The following is an 18,233-nucleotide window of genomic DNA, read 5'->3' on the forward strand; positions in this document are numbered from 1 at the left end:
TTATCTATTCCTTAAATTTCTCTGCATTGTTCTAGCCTCGTCTGCAAACGCATCTCCGGCCCTCATCACATTACCCATATTTCTGTATGCCTGACTAAGCGACATGGAACCGTCGTCACCGTAAAGAGATGTGTTCACCGAAATGACTCGATTGCTAAGCACACTTCGCACCGAAGCGTTCGGAGTATTTCGATAAGCGGTCAGGAATCGTCTTCCATCGCCGGCGCCCAGGTTATGTAAGGCATATACATTCGCGTCGTCATCCGCTCCCCCGATTTGCCTCCCCGCTACGACATTGATCCTTGTAAACTCGGCCAATGTTCCTGCCTGAATCGCCACGTCGGTACGATATCTTTTAACTTCAGTCTCTGACAGGTTGCGAGCGTTTTCAATTCCATATTTGGAACCATAGTTATTCACCATATCTTTCCAAGCACCGTCCAACAACTGCCCTAAACCGTGGGCTGTTGACATTGCCATAACACCATCAAATTGTCGTTTCGTGTTCAGAGCTGGTGCTCGCCGAGAGATAGGCCTTGCAGTCACATCAAATCCACGAGACTCAAAATTTGCGATTTTCGCCAGAACACCTGCATCGACATCCGCTATTAACGCGGCGCGGACGATATGTTCTTTCGTACTATTCCACCGTTCCATTCGAGCACTTTCCGCGGAAGCGTTTCTGCTTCTTGCAGTGCTTGTTCGCGGCCGGCCAGAAGAATTTACTGTGGCAAGCCGCATTAATTGTTTATCACGATCTTCGATCTCCTGTCTCGACAGGAGTCTCTCCGGCGATCTAGGCACGGTTATCTGGGGAGTAACCGGATTCGGATTTCTCACGACGCTACGCGTGGGGGCGCCAAGAAAATTCAGCCACGATAGTCGCATAGCCTGCTTAGCTGAATCCTCAACCGATTGAGAAGTATCGCGTTTTCCTCTAATTATCACTTGCGGAATATTGTTTTGCGCATCGCTCCCGGTCGGAGATCCAGAGCCTATCGGTTCACTATAAGAACTGGTCGTAAAGTCCCTGCTCTGATAGATTCCAAGTCCATTTTTATCGCGCATTGTCAAATAATAATCCTTACCCTCCGACTTGACTATTCCCGCCGTAGACATACTGGATACCGCGCCGGAACGCTGTGCCAAAAGATAATTCTCTCTATCAACTTCAGACTGAGCCAAATAGCTTGGTTCGTTAACGGGGCCATCGCCAGCTGGAGTCATCGTAGGAAGTACGCCTCCATTTGCGTCTGCTGCGCGTGACAGTTCCGTCAACTCTGCTCGCGAGACGAAGTCGTATTCGCTGTCATGTGACGTCAGGTTCGCGAGCATTTGTGCGTAAATATTACTCGGTCCTATGGAGGCGAATTTCATCCCGTCCATCGGGGCGTTGACCTCAGCACCCGGCAACAACGTGCCTTGCCCCTCTACTTCCGGTCTTGTGTAAGTTTCAAATTGGCCGCGATTTGTCAAGCTGGTTCCCGGCGGATTGCCGAGCGCAACCGAATAAGAATTTTCCGTCCTGGTCGAGCCAAGTTCGTCATTCCGAACAATAGAATTGCCGAACAAACCTTTCCCGCGTGCGCTCATGTAGGTTCGTTCCGTCGCAACGCCGCTCTCGACCCCATCACCCAGTGCACCAAGCGCTATCATCGCATAGTTCACCTTGCCCGGCGACAGCAGGGCGGTCGTCATCCGCCCCGCCAGCCCGGCCATCGCACCACGCGAGAAGCCATCACTGAAGCGCTCGGTCGGTATGTTTTGGGCCTGACTGTCTCCCAGATTGACCGACGACTCCGGCGTCATCGCCTGCGTCACCCCGGCACTGACGGCAGCGCCCGCCACCGCAGCCCAGCTGAATTTCTCCTGCATGCCGGTGGCGATCGACACGCCCTGCACGACGACGCTCTTGATCACCGCATCGGCCGCCGCAACGCCTGTCAGATTGAGCCCGCCGCTGATCGCGCCGGTCACCGCCCCCATGCCAACATTCTTCCATTCGAAGCTATCCTTCTTGCCCGCAGCGACGGACACCACTTCCGTGGCCAGGCTGGTCGCCGCCCCCATGATGGCGCCCGCAACGAACGGCGCCGCCGCGGCATAGCCCGCCCCGGCAACCTGAGCCGCCGCCGCCGCCGCATACGGCGCCACAATGCACACCACGATCACCAGGATGATGAGCAGCATCGCCACGAAGCAGTTGTCGCTCGGCGGCGGCGGTGCCGGCAGGGTCGGCGCGGTACTGCCGACCAGCTTGCCGTTATTAAAGCTCAGCTTGCTGCCGCCATCGGTCGCCACCGCCGGCGTCACCAGCACCTGCCCGGTTTTCAGGACCGAGTCGAACTCCAGGTCGTTCGCTTCCGCAAGGCGATACCAAGCATCCTTCGTGCCATACACGCGCAGCGCCACGCTGCTCAGGGTATCGCCATCGGCCGCTTCCACGGTGCCGCCGCTGGCCGCGCTTTCGCCGGCCGCATTCACGCCGCCCGGGGTCAGCATACTCTGGCTGACCTCGTTGTCGTAGGCTTTCCAGAAGGCGTTCCTGCCGTCGTCGCTGACGTTCTTGCCGAATCCGCCGTACGTCGTGCTGTAGCGCAGCAGCAGCTCGCCATCCGTGATGATCTGGTGCTGTTCCTGCGTCGGCGAATCGTGTTCGGCAATCCGGCTCAGCAGGATATTCCCGCGCGCATCGGTGATGAAGGTCTTCATCCACGCACCGGAGGTCGGCTTCGCCCCGCTGTTCATGTACTCGATGCCGATCATCACGCCGTTCGGATCGTAGATCTGCCGGTTGCTGGACGTGTCGCCGCGCTTGCCGGCCATTTTGCCGGTAATCATGCGCATATAGCCCGAGCTGCCATCGGCCACCATGCCGTTCACGCCCACACGATAGGTGTTCGTGTAAGTATTGAGTACGTGGTCGCCCACCAGCGAATCGACGTGATACGCCAGCACGTTGCCCCCGATGTCGAATTTTTCATTCGTCACCTGGTGCTTGATGCGCCCATTGTCCTGGAAGGCTTGCTCGAGGGTCATGTTGCCGGCGGCATCGAACAGGCGGATGTGACGCTCGTAGCCGCTGGCCGTGTCGAGCACGCCATACATCGATCCCAGATAGGCTTGCTGGTCCTTGAAGTCCTGTACCGCCTGCGGATAGGCTGCCACGGCCTTGTCGTAGGCGGCCAGGTCGAGCTTGTACTGCGCGTTCTGCTTGGCGTACAGCTCCATCACGGCCGCCGTGCTGCCGGCCGGCGGCACCTCGGGCGCGACCGGGGCGACCGGCGCCGTCGGCATCACCAATCCGCCGGTCAGGTCGGTCGGCAAGTCCGGCTGGACCGCGTCGGCCACCACCCGTCCGAGGGCGTCGTAACTGGTGGCGAAGGCGAACTTCCCGTTCACGCTCGTGCTCACCAGGCGGTTCATGGCGTCGTACTCGTAGCGTTCGGTACGGTTGGCCCTTGTCGACGTGCTCAGCTTGCCGCCAGTCTCGAAGGTGCGCACCACCGACGCGCTGCTCACGGTGCCGGCCCCGTCCGCCGCATTCGACACGATCATGCGGTTCAGGGCGTCGAACATGAAGTAGCCGTCTTCATTGCGCTGCGCGCCCTTGCCCGGCGCGCTCGAGGTGAAGCGGCTGCGGTTGCCGAAGCCGTCGTACTCGAACGCCAGCGACTGCGCGCCCTCGTACGGATCGTTGGCGACCGTGCCGACCAGGCGCCGCAGCATGTCGTAGCGCTGGGTGTTGTCCTGGAAGATGCGCCCGTCCTGCATGGTGCGTTCCAGGGTACGGTTGCCCGCCAGGTCGTAACCGTAGGTCGTCTGCTTGTTGTAGGCAGGCTTGGCGTTCGGACCCGAGACCACTTCGCTGATGCCGTTCATCTGGCCCACGGCATCGTAGGTGTAGGTCGTCACCTGGCCTTTGGACGGCTGGATCGTGCCGATCTGCTGGCCGGCGTTGTCGTAAGTGTAGGTGGTCAGCGAACCGTCGTAGCCGGTCGACGTGGCCATGCGGCCGTTGCTGTCGTAGCTCCAGCGCGCCTCGTAGCCGAAGATATCTTTTGTATACAGCTTTTTACCCTCGCTGTCCCAAGTGGTGAACACCGTCGGCTTGCCGGGCGCCGTCATCTGCAGCAGCTGGCCCTTCTCGTTATGCACATAGCGGGTGACCTGGCCGGCCGTATTGGTCGCCGTGGCCAGGAAGCCCAGGACATCGTAGGTATAGCTTTCGCTCAGGGCCTGGCTGCCCAGGCTGACCGTGTTCAGCACGGGGAATGGCGAGCCGAAGTCGGGCGCTCCGCCGCTCGAACCGGCCGCCGAACCCTGCACCACGCCGAACAGCTCCACCGGACTGTGGCTGACCGTCTTCACGTGACCGAGGCGGTCGTAGGTATAGAAGGTCTTCTTCGCCGGGTCGAGTTCGTCCGTGCGCAGCTGGTCGAAGGCATCGTAGGTATGCCGTTCGCTCGTCAGGCCATTGGTCGACGACGACAGCAACTTGCCCGCAGGCGTGTAGGTGTCGGTCGTCACGCGCCAGCGCGCATGCATGGCATCGTTGGCGGACGGACCTGTGACGTCGGCGCTTTCGCGGTCGATCGTCTGGCGCCCCATCACCGCGCCCTGCGCACCGAAGATGTACAGGTACTCGCGCACCCGTCCGCCTGCGCTGCCGTCGGCGCGCGCGTTGCGCTCGCTCGTCACCCGGTTCTGCATGTCGTAGGTGAAGGTGGTGGTCGGCCCGGCCGCGCTGGCCGGGCCCGGTTCGGTCTTGCTGAGCAGATTGCCCCAGCGATCGAACTGCTGCACCACGCGCGCACGCCCGGCTTCCGACGCCGGCATGTCGGTCTGGATCATGCGGCCGGCGGCGTCGTAGCGGTAATCGACGCGGCGCAGGTCGCCGAACGCCAAGGCCTCGGCGGCGCTGGCGAAACCGCCCAGCGCGCGGTCGCCATGGTCCTTGCCGCCGCTGCCCAGGGTCACGCTCAGGCGGCCCTGCAGATCGTACAGGCGGATCTGGTCGGCGCCGCTTTCGTTGGTGCGCCACAGTCGGCCCGCATTGTCGTAGTCGTAGGTGATCACGCGGGTGCCGCGCGTCTGGCGCACGATTTCACCGAAGGCGTTGTAGTCGTTGACTTCGCCCGTATTGCTGTCGCTGACCAAGCGGCCCAGCTGGTCGTAGCCACGGCTGCTGAAGCCGACATAGCCGCCGTTGGTACCCGGACCCGCCTTGGCGTAGCTCCATTTCCTGGACAGCGAGCCGGTACGGTCGAAGGCAAAGTAGTGATCGTTGCCTTCGGCGTCGGTCACGCGGATCGGATTGCCCTGCTGGTTGAACTCGGTGCGGCGGGTGCGGTCGTCCGGACCGGGCGCCGCTGGCAGCGGACTGGTCGGGCTCTGCGAGCCGTTCGCGAAGCGCGTTTCGACCGCCACATTGCCGTACATATCGTACTCGTACGTGGTCAGGCCGAGCCCGTCGCCGATCGGGTGGCTGCCGTCGAGCATCGCCGTCATCCGGCCCAGCACGTCGTAGAACATGCGCGACGGCGTTGCCGAATCGCTCGCTCCCGGCCCCCACGCCTTGGTCAGCGTGACATGGCCGCCGGCGTCGTACTCGTTCACGCGCACGTGCGCGTCGCCGGCGCCGTCGCTGCTGGTCTCGCGCAGCACCCGGTTGGCCTTGTCGTAGGTCCGGCTGACGGTGCGGTCGCGCACGTCCGCCTGGGCCGCCGGCGCTTTCTCTTCCTTGCCGCTCCAACCCGCAATGGCCTTGGCCGACTCCACCGTCTCCTTGCGGTTGCCCGCAAAGTCGTAGGTGTGCGTCGTCAGGTAGCCGCCGGCGTCGACCGTGGCGCTGAGCTGGCCGCGCTGGTCGTAGTAGTTGTTTACCACGCTCCACTGGCCGCTCAACGGATTGACCAGGGTCGATACCCGCGTGACGTCGCCGAAGCTGTTGTAGCTGTTGCGCGTCACCGCGCCGGCCACGAAGCCGCGCTGCGCCGCGTCGGCCGCGTCCGGATCGATCACGTACACCGGCGGCTGGGTCACTTCCAGCACCCGGCCCGCATGATCGTAGGTGCTGACGATGGTGCGGTCCTGGCTGTGATCGAGGCCGGCGACCAGCGTTTCCATCGCCGCGCTGTCGGGCAGCGCGTGCTGCAGCAGCACGACCGGCCTGGCGTAACGGGTCAGCCTGGTGACCTCGCCGAACGCATTGCGCTCGTAGCCAGTGACATAGCCCTTGGCGTCGATGTCGAAGCGCAGCTTGCCGCTGGCGTCGTAGACGCTGTTGCTGACATAACCGCTGACATCGGTTTTGCGGATCGCCAGGCCCAGGCCGTTGTAGTCGATCTTGCTGGCGCCCGCGTCGACGCTGCCAAGGCCGCTTTGCGTGGTGCTGTACTCGACATTGCTGCCGAACTTGATCTCGACCTGCTTGCCGAAATTGTCGTAGCTAAAACTGTTGGCACGCGTCTGGCCATTCCCCGTTTCCAGGCGATAGCTCAAGCGTCCCAAGCCATCGTAGTCGGTCCTGACCACCCGCTGGTACAGCCCGTCCTTGCCCTGGACCGCGGGCGCAGTCTCGGTCTGCAGGAGGCCGGCCGCGTCGTAGGTGTACTTCCACAGGCCGCCGTTCTTGTCGAGGAAAGTCTCTTTCTGTCCGGACGTGTTGTAGGTCGTCGTTTCGGCATTGCCCAGGGAATCCTGGTGCCAGACCACGCCGCCCATCGGGCCGTAGCGGAACAGCTCGGTACGATCGGCGGCCGCGTCGGACACAAGCAGCGTATCCAGGGCGGCCTTGCTGAAATCGCTACCCTTGTAGGCCGTGGCGAACTGCGTGGTCGATACCAGGTTGCCGAACAGGTCGTACGTATTCTTCTGCGCGTGGCCGCGCGCGTCGACGCTGTACGCGAGCCGGTTGAGCGCATCGAAGCTCTGGTGGCTGCTGCGGTCCTCGGCCGGATTGGCCAGGGTCGGCGCGATCGCGGCCAGGCTGCCCAGGTCGTAGCCGCCCGCCAGCGCCATCGCCGCCACGTCCAGGCGCCTGGCGAACAGGGTCACGCCGGTCATGTTGCCGTAGGCGTCGAACTGCTGGTGGCGCAGCACGCCTTCGGCATCGACCGCATACACCAGCTGGCGATCCTGGTTGTAGGCCATCAGGCTGACGCGGTCGTCCGGACTGCTTGCCACGCTGGCCGGATCGGCACCGGGAGCGATCCTGGTGGCATGCTGGATCTGCCTGACCAGATTGCCGGCGCCATCATAGGCATAGCTGGTGACGGCGCCGCCGCCGTCGACACTGGCAATGAGCTGGTTTCTGGCATCGTACACATTGCGTACGTGGATATTGTTACCTTTGCCGGCCTGCAAGGCAAAGGCCGCCACGGTGGCCGCATTGACGGCCGTGTTGGCCGCGAAGCGCGCTTCGTAGGTGATGCGTTCGAGCAGATTGCCGCGTGCGTCGAAGTGCTGTTCGACCACGTTGCCGTAATTGTCGACCGTGTAGATCGGACGGTAGGCGGCATCGAACACGGTGCGCAGGGTGGCGTCACCCTCTCGCCCCGCGTCCGGCGCAGCGTACCAGTTGCTGGCGGCGGTCAGCGCGCCGAAGCCGGCGCGGGCGACCTGGATGCCGTTGGCATCGTAGGCGAAGCTGGTGCGCCCGCCCTGGCCGCTGCGGGTCGCCATCAGGCGGCCCTCGGTATCGAATACCTTCAGCATGCGGTAGCCGTCCGGCGTGGCGATCCCGATCTGGTTGCCGTTGGCGTCGTAGCTGTAGCGCGTCACGCCGCCGTTGGCGTTGGTCGAACTGGCCATGCGGCCGTTGCCGTCGTAGGTTTCGCGCACGTCGTTGTCGCGCGCCGCGTCGGCCACCCTGGCCGCAGCCTCGGTCAGCGCGGCCACCGTCAGCGCGGTATCGGCGCCGATGGCGACGGCATACGCGATCCGTTCGACCGCATTGCCCGCATAACGCCAGGCTACCAGGGCCCCGGACTGATCCAGGCGGAACAGTTCGCGGCCGGCAGCGTCGAAGACGCTGCGCACCCGCTGGTCGCGCGCGGGATCGGCGGCCGGCATGACGAAGCTGGCATCGAGCGCGGCGCTGCCGGCGTGCGGCCGCGCCACCCGGTTGGCGTAGCTGACCTGCTCGGCCAGGCGGCCGCGCGCGTCGTACACCATGCGGCTGACATAGCCCTCGCCATCGACGTTGAGCACCGGACGGCGCTCGACGTCGTAGGCGGTCAAGGTCACCCGGTCCAGCGCCGACACGGCCACGCTCTGCGGTCCGGAACCGATCGCAACCGGTATCCCGTAGCGCACCTGCCTGATGACGTTGCCGTCGGCATCGTAGCCGTACGAGGTCACCATGCCGGCGGTATCGGACTCCCATTCCAGGCGGTTGAGCGCATCGAACACGCGCATGCTGCGCGCGTCGCGCGTGGCGTCGGCCCCGGCCAGCACGGCCGCGCCGACCGCCTCGGCAGTGAGCGCGGTGGCGGGATCGATCGGCCTGGCATAGGCCACGCGCTCGATCACGTTGTCGTACAGGTCGTACTTCAGCGCGACCACATTGGCGTTGCCGTCGATGGTAAACAGCGGGCGGTTGCGCGCGTCGTACACGGTGCGCAGGGTCGAATCGGGGGTCGTGCCCACGTAGTGGTTCTGGACCTGTTTGTCGACCAGGTTGCCCTTGCCGTCATAGAGGTAGCGGGTCACCACGCCGGTGCCGTCCACGGTCCGGGCCAGGCGGTTGGCCGCATCGTAGACGTACTCGTGGCGGGCGTCGGGCGTTGCCGACAGCAGCATGGCGCGCAATGCCTCGGCCTTCAGTTCGGTACCCGCAGGCACCTTGTTCAGGTAGGTGAACGCCGTGGCGAGCTTGCCGCCGGTGGTATAGACGTAGTTGTTCAGGTCGCCCGCAGCGTTGACGCTCCACTCCAGCTGGCCGGCGGCATCGTAGGCATAGCGGATGTGGTCGTCGCGTTCGCTGCTGGCGATGAGCGCCACCGCCGCCGCGACCGACGCAAGTGTCGGCACGGCCGGCACAGCAATGCCGGCCGCGTAGGTGACCCTGTCGCTCACCAGGCCTTTGGCGTCGTACTGGCGTACGGTAACCCGGCCCTGGGCATCGATGCCGACGATCTCGCGGTCGCTGGCGTCGTACAGGCTGAACGACACCTGGTCGTTGGCCGCATCCGGCTTGACCAGCGCGGCGATGGCCGCGCCGGTGGCGATGCTGCCGGCGTCCGGACGCGGCGCGCGCTGGTTGTAACTGATGCGCTTGGTGACGTTGTCGTGGGCATCGTAGAACAATTGCGTGATCTGTCCATGCTCGTCCACCTTGTGGACGAGGCGCTTGTCGGCATCGTAGCTCATCAGGCTGACGCGGTCCGAGGCGCTGGTCCTGACGCTGTCGAGCGCGGCATCCTTGGCGATCGGCGCGCTGTAGCGCACCTGGCGCACCAGGTTGCCCTGCACGTCGTACAGATAGCCTTCGACGAAGCCGAGGCTGTCGGCCTGCAGCGCTACCCGCCCGGCAGTATCGTAGGCGTAGCGTTCGTGCAGGTCGCGCACGCTGTCCGGCTTCAACGCGGCGTCGATCGCCGCCGCCGTGGCGGCGGTCGAGAGCGCAATCGGCTCGGCATAGCGCAGCTTGTCGCTGACCTGGCCGTTGCTGCCGTACGCGTAGCGCACCACCACGCCGGTGCCGTCCACGCTCAGGATCACCCTGCCTGCGGCATCGTACACCTTGCGCTGCACGCTGTCGCGCGTGGCGTCGGCCACCACCGCCGGCGCCGAACCGATAACCCACTTGCTGCGGTCGATGCGGTTGGCGTAGCTGGTCTGCTCGACGACCTGGTCGTTGCCGTCGTAGCTAAAGTGCACCACACCGCCGTTACCGTCGATGGTCCACTCCACGCGATTGGCGGCGTCGTAGACGCGGTAGCTGGCGATGTCGAGTTCGTCCGTATACGTCGACGGCACAAACTCGCCCACGAAGCGCGACAGGTCCAGGCGCCTGACCGAAGTCGCACTCGAGGTCAGGTTGCCCTTCACGTCGTAGTGGAACTGGGTATGCGCGCCGGTGCCGTCGTAGGTCCACAGCAGGTGGTTCTGCTTGTCGTAGACGCGCACTTCCTTGCCGTCCATGCCTGAAGCGGCGGCCAGCGCAGCGGCACTCAGGGTCGTGTCGTTGTATTCGGCCAGGCCGGCCGGGATGGCCTTGGCGTAGACCGTGCGGCCAAGCAGCTGGCCCATGTGGCCGTAGCTGTAGGCGGACAGGTCGCCCTCGCCTTCCACGCTCCATTGCACCAGGCCGTTGGCGTCGTACACGAAGCGCGCATGATTGTCGCGTTTTGAATCCTTGAGCAGCGCCACCGCCGCGCCAAGGTCGGCGGCGGTCATCTTGACCGACGCCGCCACAGGCGTGGCGTAGGTGATGCTTTCGGTGACATGGCCGGCGGCATCGTAATGCTGTTCGGTGACGGCACCGACGCTGTCGACGCGATACAGTTCGCGGCCGATGGCGTCGTACACGCTGCGCACGCTCTGGTCGCGCGCCGTATCGATAACGACCGTCGAAGCCAGTTGCACGGCATCGGCCGGCACCTTGCCCGCCGCCGGCATGGCGACGCTGTTGGCGTACACGGTGCGGCCGACCACCTTGCCGGCGCGGTCGTAGCTCTGACGCGTAATCTGCCCGGCCTGGTCGATCTGCACCACCATGCGGTTGGCGGCGTCGTAGCCCATCAGGGTCACGCGGTCGCCCGCCCTGCCTTCGACTGCCGACGGCAGGGCGCCGGCGGCCAGCGGTTTTTCGTAGCGGATCTGGCGCAGCAGGTTGCCGGCACGGTCGTAGCTGTAGCCGGTGACCCGGCCCACGCCGTCGACTTCCCAGGCCAGGCGGCCCGCCTTGTCGTAGGTGTAGCGCACATGCAGGTCGCGCGCCGCATCGGCGCGCGCCAGTACCGCCGCACGCAGCGCGACTACCGTCAGGGCGGTGTCGGTAGCGAGCGTATTGGCATAGCCGATCCGCTCGCTGACCTGGCCGTTGCCGTCGTAGCGCAATTCGCTGAGGCCACCGGCGCCGTCGAGCGTGAAGATCGGGCGGTTCAGGGCGTCGTAAACCGTGCGCAGGGTCTGGTCGCGCAGTGCATCGGCAACCACCGGCGGTACCGTGCCCGGCACCCAGGCCGACATGGCGATGCGGGTGGCGTACGTGGTGCGGCGTTCGACATTGCCGTTACCGTCGTAGCCGAAGGCGGTCACGCCGCCCAGGCCGTCGACGTCGAAGGCCAGGCGGCCATCCTTGTCGTACACGTGGTGCACGACCGTATCCTTGGCGGCGCTCGGCGCCAGCAGGCCGGCGATGACATCGGCGCTGGCGGCGTTACCAAGCTTGACCGGCTTGACGTAGTTGACGGTCCGCGTGACCCGTCCTTCGGCGTCGTAGCTCTGCTGCGTGACGTAGCCGAGCGCGTCGACCGTATAGACCGGTCGATCCAGCTTGTCGTAGGCGATCCGGCTGCGGTTGCCGCCGGCGTCGACCATGGACACGAGGTTGTCGTCGCTGTCGTACTGGTAGGTTTCGGTCAGCTTCAGGCCGTCCGGATCGACCGTGGTCGCGATACGGCGGCCCAGCGCGTCGTAGGCGTGCACGGTGAGCTTGCCGCCGGCGTCGGTGACGCTCAGGGTGGCGCCGCGCTCGTCGTGGGTGTAGCGCGTGACCAGCTTCAAGCCGGTCGGGTCGAGGGTCTGGGTCAGCACCTGGCCGAGCAGGTCGTACTCGGTCAGCGTGACGGTGCCGGCGGCATCGGTGGTGCTCACGCGCTGGCCTTTGGCGTCGTAGCTGTAGCGGGTCGTCAGCGCCAGCCCGTCCTGGTCCTGGGTGCGGGTCAGGACGCGGTTGACGGCGTCGTAGGTGTAGTTGACGTCGTTGCCGGCAGCGTCTTGCGTGTGGACCAGGCGGCCGGCGGCGTCATAGTCGCGCGTGCTGTGGCCGAGCGGGGTGACGGTGTCGACCAGCTTGCCGTCGGCGTCGTAATGGAAGCTGGTGGTGTTGCCCCTGCCGTCGGTGACGCTGTGCACCTGGCCGTGCGCGTTCTGGCGCGTGACCGATTCGACCTTCTCGGCGGTGCGCACGGTGGTGCTGCGCGTGGCCGTGTCGTAGCTGTACTGGGTGACGTTGTTGAGGGCATCGGTGACCGTGAGCGTGCGTCCGAACGCATCGTAGGATTGCTTGCGCACGCCGTTGGCGGCATTGGTGGTCGTGACGACCTGGCCCAGGCGGTCGTAGGCGAGCGCGGTGACGTTGCCGTTGCCGTCCACCGAACGCGTCAGGCGTCCGAACTGGTCGTAGGCATTGCTTTCCCTGACATACAGCTTATCGCCGCTGCGGGCCACGGTCAGCTGGCGGCCCATGTTGTCGTAGGTCGTGGTGGTGACGGTTTCTCCGTGGCCGGCGGTGGCAGGCGCGGTGACCGTCGCGACGGCGCCGAAGGCGTCGTAGCTGGCGCGCGTGGTGGCGCCGAGCGCGTCGTTCGTTTCCACCACCTGGCCGCGCGCGTCGTAGCGCATGCGGGTGATGCTGTTGGCGGCCGGCTGGGCGTTGGCGGCCGCAGCCAGTGCCGCCACGTCGGCCATGTTGGCCGCCGACGCCAGCAGGCCGCCGCGCAGGGCGGCGCGCGCTGCGGGCGGGATCGCCGTGGCATAGCGCAGCACGGCGTCGAGACGGCCCAGGGTGTCGTAGCGGTTTTCGGTGACGCCGCCTTCGGCATCGACCGTGTAGCGCACCCGGCCGGCCTCGTCGTGGAAGAACACGGTGCGGTGGCCGAGCGCATCGGTGCTGCCGGTGCGCTGGCCGGCCGCGTCGTAGGTGTAGGTGGTGGCGTGCGCGGCCCAGATCGCATCGACCTCGGCGGCGCTCTGGACGCCCGTGATCAGGGCGCTGCCGGCGCCGTTCAGCTCGGCCTTGACGCGGCCCTGGACGTCGAAGCGGCGCAATACCGTGCGCACTTCGCTGGTGTCCTGCGCGCTGGTGCTCGACACCATGCGGCCGGCGGCATCGTAGACGTAGGACGTGACTGTGCCGTCGGCGCCGGTCTGGCTCAGCAGGCGATCCTTGACATCCCAGCGGCGGCTGGTGCTTTGGTCGGCGGGATTGGCTGCCGGACGCAGCGCCGCCAGGGTCGATTGCACAGTGACCGGGGTGCGCGCCGGCGTGGCGTAGCGCGTGCTGCCGACCAGGCGACCGCCGGCGTCGTAGGCGTACTCGGACAGATAGCCCTCGCCGTTGACCTCGGCAATTTTCTGCCCGAGGTTGTCGTAGTAAATGAAGGTATGGATATCGGCCGGATCGGGATACGGAAGCCAGCCGGTGGTGGAATCGTAGCGGTTGGCGAGACCGGCCTGTTCACTTTGATAAACCGATTGCATGCCCTGCAAGGGCTTGGCGAAGGCAATGGTCTCCACCAGGCGGCCGGCGGCGTCGTAGCGGTACTCGGTGTAGCCGCCCTGGGCGTCCAGGATGGAACGTACATTGCCGTCGCTGTCCATGAACCGGCGCGTCTTGCGGTCCGATTCGCTGGCGCCAACGACGAGCGTTTTTGTGCCAGCCGTGACCGTTTGCTGCAACGGCGCCGAGAGTGCGGACGGATTGTCGAGGTCGCCGGCGTAGGCGGCCACGATGGCCAGGCTGCCGATATCGAAATTATTGCTTGCCATAACGAGGGTAGCGACACCGTTGACGACGGCGGCGGTTCCCAGGACGGTTGTACCGCTCAGGAACGTCACCAGGCCGCTCGGCAAGGCCCCCTGCACCGTCGCGCGGATGGTGAACGAGGCGCCCTGGCGCACCGGCCCCGGTCCGCTCAGGCTGATCGTGACGGGCGCGCCCGGCGCCTGGTGGTGCACCACGGACGAGATGCTCGACGCGTTCTGGGCATTGCCTTCGTACACCGCGACCAGGCGGTTGGCACCGACCGGCAGGGAGGCGATGGCCAGCTGCGCCTGTCCATTGACGACCGGTGCCGTCCCCAGCAGCTTCGTGCCGCTGTAAAAGGCCATCACGCCGCCATCGGTGGCAGCGCCGCTGAGCTGGGCCGTCATGACCAGGCTGGCGCCATTGCCGCTGACGGCCAGCGCGGTACCGGTCACGGCCAATGCGACCGCCGGCGCCGCCGCCATCGTGGCGGTGCGGGCACGGTTGGCGGAATCGCCGGGGTACTCGGCCGTCACACCGGCCAGCCCGCCCGACGGCTCGGCGACCGTCAGGCTGGCGCGTCCGCCCAGAATGGTGCCGACCCCGATCACATTGCCGAAACGGTCTTTGAACGTGACGCTGCCATCGGGACTATTGCCCTTGACGATCGCCAACAGATTGATCGTACCGCCGGCCGCCGCACCGCCGCTCAGGCTGAGCGTGGTGTCGTTCGGAGAGATGGCGGCCTTGCTGCTCAGCTCGGTCGAAATATAGTTCATCGGCACGCCAGGCGCGTTGTAGTCGTCACCCGAATACACCGCGGTGGTCCAGTTCGTGCCCGGCCTCATCGCCGACACCGGCACCATGATCACCACTTCGCCGTTGACCACGGCGGCCGAGCCCAGGCGCTCCTTGAGATCGTGCGAGAACAAGGCGACGGTGCCGCTCGGCGGGACGGCGCCCTTGACCTTGACGGTGATGCGCGCAAACCTTGCCAGGTCGGCGTCGGCCTTGCTCAGCACCGTGCCGTTGGCGTCGACCAGCACCGATTCGGCGGCCAGGGTAGCCACCGGTTTGTTCACCGTGTAGACGACCACGTCCGAACTGGTCGGCGCCAGCCAGGCACCGGGCGTACCCGAATAGACCGCGCGGAAGCGATGTTCGCCCGGCGCCAGCGTATCGACCAGCAAAGTGGCGTTGCTGGAACCGGCGTCGACACTGCCCAGCAGCACGTCGCCATCGTAAAAGCTCACCGTGCCGCTCACCAGGCCATTCGGAAAATTGTCGGACGAGGTTTTCGCGTACAGCGTGACGGGCACCCCGCTCGGCATGCTGTCGGAGGGGGTGAAGGTGCTCAGGTAGAGCGGCATCAGCGCGCTTTCCGGCAAGCTGACGGCGACCGGCGCCGAGGTCCCGCTTACCGTGCGTTTTTCCCAATCGCCATACACGGCCGTGATGGTGCCGCTCTTGGCACCGAAAACATCAACACCTTTCAGAACGCCAAGGCCATTGGTCATTTCAGCGCGCCCGAGCTCCTTCCCGTCCAGATAGAAATAGACAAAGGTATTTCTGTCTTCGTCAATCAGCCTGCCCGCGTGACCAGGCGGATACGGGATCTGCACCACCAGGTCCAGCACCGGCTTGTAACCCGCCATCCGGACCGAAACCGACACGACCGGGTCGATCCTGATCGGGTCGACCTGCAGCGCCAGCCTGGCCACATTGAGCGTGGCGGTCGGCGCATTGGTCTCGTCGCCCGAGTAGAAGGCAAACAACTCCGCCTTGCCCCCTTCGGGTTCGGCCCAGTCCAGCGTCGCCACGCCATCGATCAGCTGGGCGCTGCCCACAACGTAGTTTCCGCTTTGAAAGATCACGGCGCCGCGCGGCGCCGGCGCGCCGGGCGCACCTTTCACCGTGGCAGTGAGCCTGATCGGCTGGCCGAACGCGGCTTTCTGCGGCGTGGCCGACAAGGACAGGCTCGATGGGGTCGTCGCCGCCGGCGCGACCGGCGCGGCGGACGGGTTATCCGACACGCTCAGCTTCTGGACGGGCGTGGGGGCGCTGCTGCCAGCGTTCTGGGCGTCGCCGGAATACACGGCGAACACGTCAAAACTATTTGCCGTGGGGATCCGGTAGGTCAGTTGGGCGACGCCGTCGACGACCTTGCCCGTACCCAGTACGCCATTGCCGTTGAAGAAAGTAACCAGGCCCCCGACCTTGGCGCCGCCGTTGCTGCCGATGCGCGCGGTGAAGATCACATCGTCCCCGCGGCGCGCGCTGGCGTGCGACATCGACATGCCGATGGTGGTCGGGCGCGGCGCTTCCAGCACCGTCTGCGCGATCGCTTCCGAACGCCCGGCGCGGTTGTTGCGGTCGCCCTCGTAGCGCACGCTCAGCGCATGGGTGCCGGTGGCCAGATTCGACACCTTGAGCGCCGCCACGCCATTGATCAGCGTGCCGCTGCCGATCACGCTGGCGCCGTCGTAGAACGTGACGACGCCATCCGGATAGCCGGCGCCGAGGTGCGCAACCCGGGCCGTGAGGATCAGCGGCGCGCCTTCGTCGAGGGTCGCCGCGCTCGTGGTCAGGGAAGTGGAGGTCTGCGCCGGCGTTACTTCCTGCGCGATGCCGGCCACTTCCACGGCGTGGGCCGCATCGCCCTCGTAGAATGCCGTAATCGTGCGCTGGCCGGCCGCCAGGGTGCTCACCACCAGGCGCGCGACACCGTCGACCACCTCGGCCGTCCCCAGGAAGACACCGCCATCGCCGATAAAACGCACCACGCCACGGGCCTGGCGGTCGCCGATGGTGGCACTAAGCGTCAAACCGGTGCCGTACGGCGCCGCCGCATGCGAACTCGACAGCGTCAGCGTCGTGCGCTGGGCCGGAACCGCCGCCATGGAAGCGACGCTGACGGCGTTGTTCGCATCGCCGCCATAGCTTGCACTGGCCACGCCCCTGCCCTCGACATACCCGGGCAAGGTCAGTTCGGCCCGGCCCTGGCTGAGCGAGTCGCTCTCGGTGATGGTGGAAATACCCAGCACATTGCCGAATTGATCGAGGAAAGTGACGCGCCCGCCCGGCTTGACGCCGGTGACGGTGGCCGTGACGATTTGCGTGGCGCCGCCGGGCCCGTTCACGATACGGCTGTCGAGCGCGGTCGTGGTGGCGACGGCGGCCGCGCGGGCGGTGATCGCGGCGGTCGACTTATGGTTGTTCACATCGCCGGAATAGTAGGCGCTGACCTCACGCGCACCGGGTTTGGTGTTGCGCGTGACCAGAGTCGCGATCCCATCCTTCACCAACGCGCTGCCGACCAGCTTGTTATCCTCGTAAAACTCCACGACGCCGCCTGGCTGGTAACCGCTCACCCTGGCGCTGAGCGTGACCTCGGCGCCGACCGGTGCCATGGTCGGCAACGCGCTGACGACAGTGGCCGACTTGGCGATGACCCGCATCGTCAAGGCGGTCTTGCTGGCGCCGCTGGCAACTTCGGTCTCGCTCAGGTAGGTCGCTTCGATCCGGTGCGCACCGACGCTCAGGGTGGCTGGCAGGCTCCAGGTGAACGTGTCCAGGCCGCCGTAGGTGTAGGCCTCGCCGATTTTCACGCCATCGAGGAAGAACGCCGCCTTGCCTCTGGCGTAAGGACCTTTGACGGTCAGGCTGATGGTTTGCTGGGAACCCTCGACATACCGCTCGTCGGCGGAAAGCAGCAACTCGGCGCCGGCCAACGGCGCCTCTGTTACCAGCGTCGCCGTGCTTGCCGGCGCATGCAGCGCATCGCCCGAATACACGGCCGCCAGGCTTGCCACACGCTTGGCAGGCATCGGCATGTTCAATTCTGCAACGCCATTGACGACTTGGGCGCTGCCGATCAGGATCTTGTTGTCGAAAAAGCTGATGGTGCCGGACGTTGCCGCGCCGCCGACAGCGGCGCGCACCACCAGGCGGTTGCCGAACGGCGTCTCCTGGATCGAGGTACTCAGGACCGGAACCGCAAGCGGGCGGGTATCGCTCGCGCGGGTGCCGCTGGCATTGACGGTCGGCCCGTTCTGGACCGATCCGGCATGGCCGGCGTCGCCGGAATAGCTGAGCCGGACAACGCCCTCCAGATTGCCGATGTCGTTGGCCGAGACCACCAGGGTGGCCACGCCGTTGACCACAGCCGCAGTGCCGAGCACGCGCTCGTTGCCGATCAGGAAGCTGACCATGCCGGACGGATTGCTGCCGCCGGCCACCGTCGCGCTCAGGGTGACAGTTTCCTTACCGGCGATCCTGATCGTCCCGCCGCTAGGCGCCACGCTCAAGGTGGTCGGCTGCAGGGTTGACGGCACCGTCGCCGCGAACGCCACCGGCGTTCCCGGCAGGGTGTGGCCCTCGCTGCCCACGAACAGCGCGCTCAGATTGTGCGCTCCGGCGGACAGACGGGTCAGCAGGCGCGCGGAGCCATCGACGCCGAGCACGCTGGTGCCGAGCAGCGTGCCGCCTTCGTACCATTGCACCGAACCTTTGAGCTTACCGTTGCCGTTAGGCG

At 65.6% G+C, this 18,233-nt stretch carries 1 protein-coding gene (only partly in view); it reads right to left on the reverse strand.

Annotation, left to right across the window (positions count from 1 at the left end; all coding sequences use genetic code 11):
* Nucleotides 1-18,233, reverse strand: the 3' portion of a protein-coding gene (locus EJB06_RS20525; protein ID WP_164557977.1) for an Ig-like domain repeat protein. 8,782 nt of this gene lie beyond the right edge of the window; only the last 18,233 of its 27,015 coding nucleotides appear in the window; the start codon falls outside the window, past its right edge; it ends in the stop codon at nt 1-3.

This window comes from Massilia atriviolacea (assembly GCF_003953935.1).
GTDB lineage: Bacteria > Pseudomonadota > Gammaproteobacteria > Burkholderiales > Burkholderiaceae_D > Telluria_A > Telluria_A atriviolacea.